Source organism: Arthrobacter sp. zg-Y844 (assembly GCF_024385465.1).
Classification (GTDB): Bacteria; Actinomycetota; Actinomycetes; order Actinomycetales; family Micrococcaceae; genus Arthrobacter_B.
The window spans coordinates 746,821-759,044 of record NZ_JANFLS010000002.1 but is presented as its reverse complement, the minus strand read 5'-3'; the positions used below and the strand labels follow the sequence as shown (position 1 = coordinate 759,044).

The 12,224-nt window shown below is 64.8% G+C and carries 13 protein-coding genes; 7 read left to right on the top strand and 6 right to left on the bottom strand.

Going from position 1 to position 12,224, the window contains the following annotated elements; genetic code table 11:
* Positions 1-10: 10 nt before the first annotated feature.
* On the bottom strand, positions 11-466 hold the full coding sequence (locus tag NNX35_RS10430; protein WP_255765899.1) for a PGPGW domain-containing protein: 456 nt from the start codon (positions 464-466) through the stop codon (positions 11-13).
* A gap of 143 nt (positions 467-609) precedes the next feature.
* Here NNX35_RS10430 and NNX35_RS10425 point away from each other — a divergent pair, with 143 nt between their 5' ends.
* A complete protein-coding gene (locus NNX35_RS10425; RefSeq protein WP_255867716.1) occupies positions 610-1,158 on the top strand; it encodes a GNAT family N-acetyltransferase in 549 nt (182 codons plus the stop codon).
* Between the two features lie 9 nt (positions 1,159-1,167).
* Positions 1,168-1,692: a GNAT family N-acetyltransferase gene (locus tag NNX35_RS10420; protein WP_255867715.1), complete on the top strand. Its 525-nt coding sequence runs from the start codon at positions 1,168-1,170 to the stop codon at positions 1,690-1,692.
* Between the two features lie 212 nt (positions 1,693-1,904).
* Here the strand turns inward: NNX35_RS10420 and NNX35_RS10415 are convergent, their stop codons facing one another.
* Positions 1,905-3,725: an immune inhibitor A domain-containing protein gene (locus NNX35_RS10415; RefSeq protein ID WP_255863212.1), complete on the bottom strand. Its 1,821-nt coding sequence runs from the start codon at positions 3,723-3,725 to the stop codon at positions 1,905-1,907.
* Between the two features lie 273 nt (positions 3,726-3,998).
* Here NNX35_RS10415 and NNX35_RS10410 point away from each other — a divergent pair, with 273 nt between their 5' ends.
* Together NNX35_RS10410 and NNX35_RS10405 are read left to right on the top strand one after the other, a co-directional pair.
* Positions 3,999-5,720: a bifunctional UDP-sugar hydrolase/5'-nucleotidase gene (locus tag NNX35_RS10410; RefSeq protein ID WP_255867714.1), complete on the top strand. Its 1,722-nt coding sequence runs from the start codon at positions 3,999-4,001 to the stop codon at positions 5,718-5,720.
* A 176-nt stretch (positions 5,721-5,896) separates the two neighbouring features.
* Entirely contained in the window at positions 5,897-6,166 is a 270-nt protein-coding gene (locus NNX35_RS10405; RefSeq protein ID WP_255867713.1) for a GlsB/YeaQ/YmgE family stress response membrane protein, read from the top strand.
* A 117-nt stretch (positions 6,167-6,283) separates the two neighbouring features.
* Here the strand turns inward: NNX35_RS10405 and NNX35_RS10400 are convergent, their stop codons facing one another.
* Complete coding sequence (locus tag NNX35_RS10400; RefSeq protein ID WP_255867712.1) at positions 6,284-6,526, bottom strand: hypothetical protein; 243 nt, start codon at positions 6,524-6,526, stop codon at positions 6,284-6,286.
* Between the two features lie 118 nt (positions 6,527-6,644).
* On the opposite strand from NNX35_RS10400, the gene NNX35_RS10395 reads away from it, so the two are divergent.
* Entirely contained in the window at positions 6,645-7,145 is a 501-nt protein-coding gene (locus tag NNX35_RS10395; RefSeq protein ID WP_255863209.1) for a DinB family protein, read from the top strand.
* Here the strand turns inward: NNX35_RS10395 and NNX35_RS10390 are convergent.
* Both NNX35_RS10390 and NNX35_RS10385 read right to left on the bottom strand, forming a co-directional pair.
* Positions 7,142-7,687 (bottom strand): GNAT family N-acetyltransferase, encoded by a 546-nt coding sequence (locus NNX35_RS10390; protein WP_255867711.1) that lies wholly within the window; start codon positions 7,685-7,687, stop codon positions 7,142-7,144. The two genes, NNX35_RS10395 and NNX35_RS10390, sit on opposite strands and share 4 nt — an antisense overlap.
* Before the next feature lie 38 nt (positions 7,688-7,725).
* A complete protein-coding gene (locus NNX35_RS10385; protein ID WP_255867710.1) occupies positions 7,726-8,169 on the bottom strand; it encodes an SRPBCC domain-containing protein in 444 nt (147 codons plus the stop codon).
* Positions 8,170-8,233: 64 nt separating this feature from the next.
* On the opposite strand from NNX35_RS10385, the gene NNX35_RS10380 reads away from it, so the two are divergent.
* Both NNX35_RS10380 and NNX35_RS10375 read left to right on the top strand, forming a co-directional pair.
* A complete protein-coding gene (locus NNX35_RS10380) occupies positions 8,234-8,713 on the top strand; it encodes a GNAT family N-acetyltransferase (RefSeq protein ID WP_255867709.1) in 480 nt (159 codons plus the stop codon).
* 314 nt (positions 8,714-9,027) lie between these two features.
* Positions 9,028-10,836, top strand: coding sequence for a hypothetical protein (locus tag NNX35_RS10375; protein ID WP_255867708.1), 1,809 nt, complete (start codon positions 9,028-9,030; stop codon positions 10,834-10,836).
* Between the two features lie 18 nt (positions 10,837-10,854).
* On the opposite strand, the gene NNX35_RS10370 is transcribed toward NNX35_RS10375, so the two are convergent.
* Positions 10,855-12,177 carry an HRDC domain-containing protein gene (locus NNX35_RS10370; protein ID WP_255867707.1) on the bottom strand — a complete coding sequence of 441 codons (1,323 nt, stop codon included), beginning with the start codon at positions 12,175-12,177 and terminating at the stop codon, positions 10,855-10,857.
* Positions 12,178-12,224: the final 47 nt, after the last annotated feature.

The following is a 12,224-nucleotide window of genomic DNA, read 5'->3' as shown; positions in this document are numbered from 1 at the left end:
CGTCGAGGACCTAGTGACGGGTTGACCCCGGACGGCGGAAGCGCACATAGCTGTAAACAATCAGGGCCAGGCCGATGACGCCCGACCCAATGAGCGTTCCACCGGTGACCCACCCGCCGGGCAGCCACCAGGAATCCTGCAGCGGCCACCAATGCGGCACCTGCCGCCAAAGCCCCCAGATCACGCCGGCGGCCATGACCGCCAGGCCGCCGCAGACAGTCGCGACAATCCGCGGCGTGGTCTGCACCCCCTGAGCGGCCGCACGGAAAGCGCGTGCTTTCACTGGATGCAGCCAGCGGTGGGCCCACGCATAGCGCAGGGACAGGACGGCCAGCCCGGCCACCACCATAAGCAGCCCCGGGCCGGGGAGCACCAGAGCGGCCAGGCCCAGGATCACCAGGGACCATCCGGCCACCTCAATGCCGGTGCGGCGCAGCCACGCTGGAATCCGTTCCGTCCTATTCATGGGGCCAGCTTTCCACACCAACCTGCGAGTTGGCCGCGTGGGAGACGGCGGGCATTGCGCGGGCCCTGCACTGGCGCTCCGGTGGCGACGCGCGGCGTAGGCGCTTTACACAGTGACCGGGAACACGGCAGCTACCCTGAAGTGTGCTTAGCGAACCTTTCCCCGCCACACAGCTGCTGCACGGTGTCCGGCTTCGAGTCGCGGACTTGTCCGACGCCGATGCACTCGCTGCGGCCTACCACCGGAACCGGACCTACTTGGCGCCTTGGGAACCGCTCCGGGAGGATTCGTTCTTCACTCCTGCCGGCCAACGCTCGGTCATCCGATCAAAGCTGGTCCAGCATGCCGCGGGTACGGAGGTGCCCTGGGTCCTGGTTCATCACGAGCGGATCATCGGGACCATTACCCTCACCGGGATCGTCGGAGGTCCCTTCCAATCGGCCAACCTCGGCTACTGGGTGGACGGCGATTACGCCGGACGGGGGATCGGCACTGCAGCGGTGGCGGCAGTCGTCGAATTGGGTCGAAGCCAGCTGGGGCTGCACCGGATCCAGGCGGCAACCCTGCTTGAGAACGCCGCGTCGCAGAGAGTCCTGGACCGCTCAGGGTTCGAGCGGATCGGCATGGCACCGGACTACCTGCGAATTGCCGGAGAGTGGCAGGACCATCTGCTCTTCCAGCGGATCCTTTAGGAGGAAGCGATGCCGGACATCCTGCGGGCCGCACTGATCCCCACCGACCGCTTCACACTGGAACCGTTGGGTGTGCACCACGCGGCCGACATGGTGAGCGTTTTGGCCGGCACAGCCATCTACCAGTACATCGGCGGTCAGGCACCGACAGCTGAGGAGCTGGAGAAGCGGTATGCCGCCCAATCGATTGGATCATCGCCGGACGGCCGTGAGGCGTGGCTCAACTGGATTATCCGTGAACAGGGCAGAAGCATCGGGTTTGTCCAGGCCACGGTGGAGACGGACGGGGCGACGTCGGACGTTGCGTGGGTGGTGGGTGAGGCGTTCCAGGGTCGGGGTGCTGCCACCGAGGCTGCCCGAGCCATGGTCACCTGGCTGCGGCACCAACAACCACCGGTCCGGATCACGGCGTCTATCCATCCGGAAAACACTGCCTCAGCCTCGGTCGCCCGCCACCTGGGCCTCACCCCGACCGGCCGTTTTGACGAGGACGGCGAAGAATACTGGGAAGACTCCCCACCAACTGGGGCATAGCGATCTAGGGACGACCGCAACAAGGAAAAGGCAGGGCCTCGGACGATACCGAGGCCCTGCCTTTTCGATTGTGCGGTGACGCTGCGGGTTAGCCGTAGGGTCTGGCGGAGGCGGCTTTAATATTCCAAGCGAGCTCTGCGAGCTCTGGAATTTCGTTGCCGCCGGAGCCAGGCCCGTAGGCGGGCCAACCGCTGGAACCAGCCAGGGGCGGCCTAGTTCACCCGCACCGTCATCATGCCCTTCGGATTACTGTTCACGACGGTAATCTTCGTGCCCGTCCCGGCCACCACCACGCTCGCCTGCGGGTTCGCCGGATCGTAGTAGGCGTTCGGGTTGGTGTCATCGAATACCTGAACGCCGGGACGGGACGGTGCCTGCAGAGTCGTCATTCCGGTGGCCGTTTCCCGGTGCAGGAGGATCGGGTCGGTGGCTTCCTTGCCGAAGGTGGCGTCGAAGCTCTGGATGCGGTTGCGGGCGATGGTGCCGTCGGACCACCGCAGGGTCTGCGGATGCGCATCAACCGGAAGGATCAGACCCGCACCCGGGTGCTGCTGGGTGTTGTTGTTCCGCTGTCCGGCGTTCCAGTACGTGACCAGCAAGCCGTCCTGGTACGGGTAGTGCTCTACCCGGTCCGGGGCGCTGACCGCCCAGCCGAAGTTGTACGGGCCGGTCCGCAGGGTGTCGTCGTAACCCATGTACTGCCGGTTTTCGGCAATGTAGTAACGGCCGTTTCCGGCGGCATCCCGCGGCAGCGTGACCACCAGGGCCTGCTGTTTCTTGGTTGCGTGGAAGGCCGGGCCGAGCTTGTGGGTGGACTTTGTGCCGGCGGCCGCGGTGTCGTAGTCCAGCCAGCCGAGCTGCAGCTTTTCCCAGGCCCCCATATGGTTCGGTGTGGTGCCGATTGTTCCGTTGCCGTGGCCCAGCCAGGAACCGGAGCTCATGAGCGTCCAGAACCCGGTGCTGTTTTCGCCGCCGCTGGTGTCGTAGAGATCCGGAAGTCCGAGGTCATGGGCGTACTCGTGTGCAAACACGCCGAGCCCGCCGTTTTCCGGTTCCGTGGTGTAGTCGCGGATCCAGACCTTGGAATCACCGATCCGGATACCACCGAACGGGTTGGTCGCGGGTCCCTGCGTGCCGGCGCCGGCCTGGCCCACTGACCAGCGGTGCGACCAGATGGTCGACGTCGGAGCGCCGGCCTCTTCGCCCTCGCCTGCATGGATGGCCTGGAAGTGGTCGATGTAGCCGTCGGGCTCATCGAAGTTGCCGTTGTTGTTGTAGTCGTAGCGGTCCCACTGGTCGAACCCGGCCAGGTAGGCGTCGATATCCGCGGCAGTCTTGCCGGCAGCAATCTGCGCCTCGTACCAGGCGTCGGCGGCGTCCTGCACGAAGCGGGTCATGTCCTGCTGGCTCTCGGTCTCCCCGTAGCTGGCGGAGTTGTAGGGGACCGTAACCCAGTCGCTGACATCGCCGTCGACCGTGTAGCGGCCGCTGGACATCTCCTCATAGAGCGTTTTCAACGATTCCCCCTGGGGATCGAAGAACATATCTAGATAGTGCTGCCGGTCGAAGTCCGGCTCCCAGTACGTCGAGTTGTCCACCGCGCGGTTCGGTTCCGGAATCTGGTTGTGCTGCGGCCCGGCGGGCGCAGTCGGGAAGCGCGGATCCACCTGGGTGCCGAAGTCGATGAGGAAGGACAGGATCTGGTCGCTGTCCTCCAGTCCGTACTCCGCCCACTGCCCGGGCGCCACCTGCACGGCCTTTGAACCGCCGCGCGTCTGCACGGGCGCTTCTGAGCGGAGGACCTTTTCAATAGCCTGCTGGTTCAATTGACGGCGTTCGTCGGCCGCCGGATCGGAACGGTCGTCTGATTTGGCGGCGTTCCCGTCCGGTCCCGGCGCACCGGAGAACCCGCTGGGTGCCAGCGCAGGTTTGGCCGGGGCGGCCACGGCCGCCACCGGGGAGAGGGCAACGGCACTGCCGATGGCCAATACCAATGCGCACCGGAAACTCCGGCGCCTGTTTTCGTTTTTCAAGGCTTCCCCTTAGTGCAGCGTGTGAGTGAGGTGGGATTACGTTACGTTTTGGATGTCGCCTTTCAGGCCGGACAGACTGGAGTTTTTTTATTTGGAGAAAAGTGGAAGCAAAAGAACGCCGAGGTCTTCCGGAATGGAACTTTTACCTGTAAGGGTGCCTAAGGGGACATTCACACGCACTATGAGGAGTTGTTTAGATTGATGCATTCATCCGTCCGCCGCCGGGGCACTGCCACCGCAGTCACCGCGGCCGTGGCAGTTACACTCGTGTCGATGACACCCGCAGCAGCCGCGCCGCCCGAGCATGCCGGCAAGGACCAGAAGACCAGTGTCACGGTCATGGGGACCTCCGACATGCATGGCTATGTCGAGAACTGGGATTACTTCAAGGACGGCGAATACGACGACGCAGCACACAACGACGTCGGATTGGCAAAGGTCTCCACACTGGTGGACTCCGTCCGCGCCGACCGCGGCGTGGAATCCACCATGCTTATAGATGCCGGCGACACCATCCAAGGCACTTCCCTGACCGACTATTTCGCCAACACGGAGCCGATCACGGAGACCGGGGAAATCCATCCCATGGCTGCGGCAATGAATTCCATGGACTACGACGCCGCCGCACTGGGCAACCATGAATTCAATTACGGCCTCGAATTGCTCCGCGAGTTTGAAGGCCAGTTGGACTTCCCGCTGCTCGGGGCCAACGCCGTGGACGCAGCAACGGACAAACCTGCCTTCACCCCGTACATCATCAAGACGGTCAAGACGAAGGGCAACAAACCCGTGAAGGTCGGGATCCTGGGACTCACGAATCCGGGGGTGGCCATTTGGGACAAGAACAACGTTGACGGGAAGCTCGAATTTCCCGGCATCGTGGAGCAGGCACAGAAATACGTTCCCGAAATGAAGGCACGCGGCGCCGACGTGGTGGTGGTCAGCTCCCACTCGGGAACCTCCGGCACCTCCTCCTACGGCGACGACCTGCCGCTGGAAAACGCTTCCACCCAGCTGGCTGAAACCGTGCCCGGCATCGACGCCATCCTGGTGGGCCATGCCCATCAGGAAATCCCTGAACGGTTCGTCGCCAACAAGACCACCGGCGAGAAGGTACTGCTGACCGAGCCGCTGAACTGGGGCATGCGCCTGTCCGTTATGGACTTCGAACTGACCAAGGTGCGGGGGCAGTGGGACGTGACCTCGGCGTCGGCATCCCTGCTGAACGCCAACACCGTCGAGGCGGACCCCGTGGTCTCCAAACTGGTGGCCGAACAGCACCAGCGCGTGATCGACTACGTCAACACGCCCGTCGGCAACGCCACCGAGTCAATGCCCGCGGAGGAGTCCCGGTACCGCGACACCGCCGTGATGGACTTCGTGAATTCCGTCCAGGCCCAGGCGGTGGACCGGGCGCTCGACGGCGGCCCCAACGCGGACCTGCCGGTGCTCTCGCTGGTGGCACCCTTCAGCCGCACCGCGGAAATCCCCGCCGGTCCGGTCACCATCCGGGACCTCGCCGGTTTGTACGTCTTCCCGAACACCCTGTTCGGCGTGGAAATGACCGGCGCACAGGTCAAGGATTACCTGGAGTACTCGGCGAAGTACTTCACCCAGACCGCCCCCGGCGTACCGGTGGATCCCGCCACCCTGACCAACGCAGGCGGCACTCCCGACTATAACTACGACATGATGTCCGGCGTCGACTACGACATCGACATCAGCCGCCCGGTGGGGGAGCGCATCGTCAACCTGAGCTTCAACGGGGCTCCGGTGGATCCGGCCCAGCGGTTTGCCGTGGCGACCAACAACTACCGGCAGTCCGGCGGCGGGAATTTCCCGCACATTTCCACGGCTCCGGTGCTGGTGAACCAGCAGACGGAAATCCGGCAGCTGCTCATCGACTATGTGGTGGCCCAGGGGACCGTGGATCCGGCTGATTTCGCCGAGGACAACTGGCGCCTGGTTCGCAACGGGGTGCCTGTCTTCGGATAGCCGGGCAGCTGACACTGCCGGGCTGGCCGGACCCAATCGTCCGGTTATCCCGGCCTGTCCAAGCCGAATTAGACAGCACGCTTAGGAAATCCAGCGGGTTTTGTCTAAGCTTAACTGCAGAACGCGCGGGCGCCTCGTGCTCCCGTTGCCTGCACCGCTACGAAGGGACCAGAACCATGATCGGATTCATCATTGCAGGGCTTGTCATCGGAGCCCTCGCGCGGCTGATCAAGCCGGGCCGGCAGAACCTGGGAATCGTTGCGACCCTCCTTCTCGGCCTTGTCGGCTCCGTCATCGGCGGAGTCATCGCCAGCCTGCTGGGCACCGGAGACATCTGGGAGCTCAACATCCTTGGCTTCATCGTCTCCGTTGTTGCCGCCGTCCTGCTGATCGGCGTCGCCGAGGCCGTTGCCGGCCGCGGCAAGGGCAACCAGGTACGCCGCTAGACCGCACCATTAACCAAGCCGTCCCGGCACCCGGCGCGTACAACGCGCTGGGTGCCGGGACGGCTTGGTTTAAGGCTGCTTTGCCAGCCGGAAAAATGCTTGGGGGCCGGGCCCGGTCTAGGCCGAAACGGGCTGCCAGCCGCTCTGCTGCTCCGCCGGGAGCATCGTCCTCGGAACGGTTTGGGCCTCACGATCTCGAATCTCCGCTTGGAGGGAGAGGTAGAAGGCAAGAAGCCCTTCAACGAGGGGGCCGTCTTCAAGTTGGATAAACGCCTGATCGCACAGGGATTCAAGCGTGCTGTCCGTCATTGCGGAAAAGGCCGGGAACAGGTCAATGGAAACAATGGGACGTTGGGTCATTGAGAATCCTAAACAGAGGAACCCGGGCCCGCGTCTAAACCAAGGGATTACCACCCTAACCTGTTCGGCACCCTATGTAAATACGGCCGATAAGGGGAAGAACACTTAGATTGGGGCCATGGAAAATGACATCCGGGTGGACCCGCCCGAGACAGCAGGCGAACGTGAGACCCTGATCGGTTTCCTGGACTACTTCCGGGCCACAGTGCACCTGAAGGCGGCAGGACTCAGCGATTCCGACGGCGCCAAACAGCTACTGCCCTCCCTGACAACGGTCTCGGGACTCGTTCAGCACTTGACCGACGTCGAGCAGTTCTGGTTCCAGGGCCGGATAGACGGGCAGCAGGGGGTGCGGACACGGTGGTCCGACGAGGACCCGGACGGCGAGTTCCGCGTCTCCGAGTCAGACAGCCTGGACCGGCTGCTTGCCGACTATGACGCTGCCTGCCGCCGGTCGCGGGAAGTGTTGGCGCGGTATGGCCTGGAGGACCGCTGCCGGGGCGGCAATGGGGAACAGAGCGTGCGTTGGGTGCTGGTGCACATGATTGAAGAAACCGGCCGGCACTGCGGCCATTTGGACATTCTGCGCGAGCTGCTGGACGGCTCCACCGGCGACTAGTCCGTCAGCCGAGTGCCGTCCGAACCGGCCCGGGTCCAGTAGTACATCTTGACGAGTGCACCGCGTTGGCGTTGCTGCTCGGTCCGCACCGGATGGAATCCGGCCCTGCGCGCAACAGCCTCACTCAGGCTGTTTCCGTAGATGGTGCGCAGGGCGACCTTGGGAATGCCGCTGGCCAGGGCCCAGTCGCTGAGTCCGCGCGTGGCGGCAGTGGCGGCGCCCCGGCCGCGGCCGGAGGGCAACAGTGCATACATAAGCTCAGGCGTGCCGTCCACCGTGGATGAGATTCCCGCTGTGCCCAGCACCTCCTTGCCCTCCCGCAGCGAGTACCGGGCCAGGAGGCTCTCGCCGCGGGCTTCCGCTGCTCGGCTCATCCGGTAGCGGGCCCGATCCTCGCTGAGGTCCGGCGGGAAGAGGGTCCAGCGGATGACGTCGCCGTCCCTGGACAGGGCCTGCTCAAGGCGCCAGTCCGCCGCCGTCAGGATGTGGAGGGTGAACCTCCCCACTTGGAGTGTGTCCGGGGTCTGCGCGAGAAGTGGCATCCGCAATTATTGCGCCCTGGGACAGGGCTGCCCAACCCCTAGACAGGTTCCGCCTGTCCGGCCACGGGTATTGCTTCCAACAGTGTCTTCAGTCCCGCGTAGATGCCCGGTGTGTCATGGTCCACGGAGATGGCGGAGGCACCGTGCAGTCCGGTGATGCGGACGGTGAGATCACACCCGCCTCCGGCTTGTTCCAGGGTGTATTCGAGGACACCGGGAGGTTCGGCGGCCACCGTTCCATCCCATTCCGGGTTGAAGGTCAGGGCCAGGCGTACGGGAGCCTCCACCGTCAGGACCGTTCCGGTGATCAGGTCCTCGCCGTCGTAGCGGAAGGCATAGGAACTACCCTCCGCGATCGATCCGGTCAGGACCGAGTCCCACATCCAGGCCTTCGGGGTGCCGGCAGCAGTCAGCTCTGCCCAGACCCGGCCGGGAGTGGCTGCGATGTGCGTGCGGTAGATCGTCGAAGCTGTCTCGTCCATAGTGGATCCGCTTTCCTGAGGGGTGGCACTACCGGGTGCCGTCGCGGGTGACGATAATCCATACATGCCCGAACCGCTATCCCTGCGCCCACGTACTTCCCGGGACCTGGACACCGTCATCAGTTGGATTCCCGACGATGCCGCGCTTTTGATGTTTGCCGGACCCCGGCTGTCGTGGCCGCCAACCGGTGCACAGTTCGCGGAACCGGCAGCCGTGCCGGGACTTAGCTCTTGGGTAATGTGTGCCGGGCGTGCGCCGCTGGGGCATGCCGAGCTGACCGTGCAGAACGGGCACGCGCATATTGCCCGGGTCATCGTGGACCCGATGTTCCGGGGGCAGGGGCTTTCGAAACGGCTGATGCGGTTGGTCCTGGGACGGGCCCGCGCCGAGGGCGCCCGAAGCGCGGGGTTGAGGGTCGCCAAGGGGAACGCCGTCGCCCTGCGGGCCTACCAGGGGCTGGGATTCGTGATCGATCCACGCGGGGAAACCGCGGAGGCATGGGTGCTTGAACTGGATCTGGGAGGGTCAGCAGCCACTGGCTAGGAGCGGGCGGCGTTCCGTGCATCACGGAGGGGGCAGGCCGATGGCACACTGCTGGTATTGTAAGACGCCGGGATTTTTCGGGATAGTTAACGGGGGACGAGATCAGAACAACAGCCACCGACGAACAGAGCACTGCGCTCCCGCGTCATTTGTCGTCCTCCCATCGGGCCGCGCGCCGCACCCGCAGTGCCACATTCACGTGGGTGTTGGTCTCCCTGCTTTGCTCCGCTGCCGGGTTTGGGACAGTCGTGGCGGTCCGGGCAGCCGGAGGACTGGTCGGGTGGGGCAGTTTGGTCCTGTTGGCCGGGATGATCATGCTTACGCCCGTCGCCAGGTCTTTTTCGCTTCGGATCCTGCTTGGCATCATTGGACTTGCCGGCATTTCCCCGTTCCTGTGGTGGGTCAGAGCCGACCTGCTGTTTACGGACCGGGGCACTATCCTGTTGGCGCTGGCAGCGGGGGTCCTGTGTGGTTCGGCCGGTGCTGTGGCTGCCAGGGGCTTGTCCCTGCGGAGGCTGCTGCCGGAGTTCCGTTCGATGGACGTTCTTCCGCTCCTTGCCGGCGCTGCGTCAACCTGGATTGTCCATAATTACCTCTTCTCGAGAAGTCTCGAGTCCACCCTGTTCCTCCTGACGCGGTCCTGGGATTTTGTGCCGCACTTCAACATGTTCAACATGATCCGGAACCACGGCTCGGTGATCGCGGTGCTTCCACCGGCATTCGACGGCAGCTCGTGGACCGCCTCGTCGTATCCGCAGGGCTATCACGCCCTGCTGGCGTCCCTTGCGGAGATTTCCATGGGCAGCGAAGCCATGGACGCCGCCGGGGAAGCTACCCTGTTCCTCAAGCTTGTGGGGGTCAGTTCCATCCTCGGGACGGTTTTGGTGGTTTCGGCGCTGACTGCCCTGCCGGTGTTCCGGCGCCGTCTTGCAGTGACGGCACCGTTGACGGCATTGGCCTGCACTGCCTGGGTTGTGGGCCCGGGGGCCATCCCGGTGTTCAACGCGTTCCCGAACTTCGGACTTGCTGTGGCCCTCTGCATTGCCGTTATAGCGCTGGTGCACCTGCGGACACTCCTGCATCCTCTTGTCTCGTCAGCGGCTCTGGTGCTTGCCGTTGTTGGAGTGGCACATGGCTGGATCCTGCTGCTCGTCCTTTGCCTCCCGGCGGTTATCGTCTATGCCGCGTATCTGCTGTCGCATCGCCGCGATTGGCGCTGGCCGGAACTCACAGGCCAGGTCCTGATTATCGCCATTGGCTTCGCAGGCGTACTGGCTGCCGCCTGGCAGCTTCGGAAACTGTCTGCAGGCGAAGTGCTGAACACTGACGGCGGGATGAGTGAAGCGGATCCCGGCCATACCCTTATTTTCGTTATGGCGAATGTCGTGGTGGTCTGGGCCCTGGCAGCGTCACGCGGGACCCGGTCCCGCACCATCCAGAGGGCTGAGCATTCGGGCTGGCTTCTTGCCACACCGCTCTATGCCGCCGTGCTGCTCATTGCCTTGGCGGTGTTCCAGCTCGCAAGCGCCGACGAGATCACGTATTACTTCCACAAGTCGATGCTGGCAGTGGAACTGGTTGCGGTGGCCTGCGCAGTCATTGGTGCCGCTGAACTTCTGCTCCCGCGAATCCGCGTAGTCTCTGACCGGCGCATGGTCACCGCGGCATCGGTCGTCGCGACTCTCTGCGCCACACATTTCTTCGGTGCCCCGTACACGGGCCTGGACGAAAAGGGACTGAAGGCCTCGGCGTTTGGCTCGGAGGTTGCCGTCAACCAGGACGAGTCACTGTCCGGGCGTCTCCCTAAGTCAATCGAGAAGCTCGAGGCCATGGCCGTTCCAGGCAGGCAGCCGTTTATCTATGTGGGGCACGACGTCGGCACTGATCCGCTGCTGATGGCGCAGTGGTCGCTGACGCTGCAGGGTATCTGGTCAGAAGGCGTTCAGCCGGCGATTTCCATGCTGAAGCCCTTGTACAAGGGCCCGAACCGGGTACCCGATGCCATCAAGCCGATCCTGGAGTCCTCCATGGACCTTGACGTGGTTGTGGACCCGGAACTGGTGGCTCCCCTTCAGGAGTGGCTGCCGGAGCATGCCCACCGGATTACCACCTGGAAGCAGTAGGGAACCAGGCTCTACCCGCTAGCGGCCGCGGTGGCCGGCGGATTTGTCCTCAGCCGGCTTTTCCTCCAGCGGGTCCGGATCGAGGAAGGCCACGGTGAGGACAGCGGCGGTCTGCTCGATCTGCCACTCCCGGGCACCGAGGTCGCGCAGTGCGGCGCCCACGGTCTCCAGGTTGATTTCGGCGGGCGGACGCCAGGCCAGGCGCCGCAGATGGTCCGGCGTGAGCAGGTTCTCCAGCGGCAGGTTCAGCTTCTCCGCCAGCGCGGTGAGCCGCGGTTTGGCGGTCTGCAGGCGGGCAGCGGCTGCCGGATCGTTCTTGGCCCAGACGCGGGGAGGCGGCGGTGCATGGGTCGGGATATGCAGCGGGGGCAGGTCCGCAGTAGAGCGCGCCGCGGAGATGCAGCGGAGCCAGCGCGGAGCTTCCTTCTGTGCCGCGCGGCCGTGGAAGCCGGGGGTCTTGAGCAGCTGCGGCACGGTCGTCGGCATGGCCCGGGCGGCGGCGACAATGGCCGAATCCGGAATCAGCCGGCCGGGTGCGGTGTCCCGCAGCTCGGCCAGGTGCTCGCGTTCGGTCCAGAGTTCGCGGACGGCGGCCAGCTGGCGGCGGTCCCGGAGCTGGTGCATGCCGGAGGTGCGGCGCCAGGGATCCACCCGCGGAGGCGCCGGCGGAGCGGTACGGATGGCTTCGAATTCCTCCTCGGCCAGTTCCAGCTTGCCGGCTTCCGCCAGGACGCGGATCAGTTCCACGCGCAGCTCGGCGAGGACCTCGACGTCGAGCGCGGCGTAACGCAGCCACGGTTCGGGCAACGGGCGGGTAGACCAGTCCGCAGCCGAATGTTCCTTGGCCAGCGAGAAGCCGAGCAGGGCTTCGATGACGGCCGCCAGGCCCACGCGGGGCAGTCCGGCGAGGCGCGCGGCCAGTTCGGTGTCGAAAAGCTTGTCGGGCCACATGCCCAGTGCCGAAAGGCAGGGCAGGTCCTGGGTCGCCGCATGCAGGATCCACTCGACGCCGCTCAGGGCGTCGTTGATGATGCGCAGGTCATCGAAGGCTTCCGGATCGATCAGCCAGGTACCGGCGCCTTCACGGCGGATCTGGACCAGGAACGCGCGCTGGCCGTAGCGGAATCCCGAGGCGCGTTCGGCATCGACACCGGCGGGGCCGGTGCCCGCGGCCAGGGCCGCTGCGGCCCGTTCGAGGCCGCGCTGGGAATCAATGACCAGCGGCACGCCGTCCCGCGGCATTTCCAGCACCGGAATCGGCTGTGGCTCCGGCTGCTCCGCGGCTGAATCGGATGTGGTGCTGGACTGGTTTTCGGTCGTGCCGGGTATGTGCGCGGTCATAAGGATTCCATTCTACCGAGGAAGCCGGCGGCTGCGGGCAGCGGGGA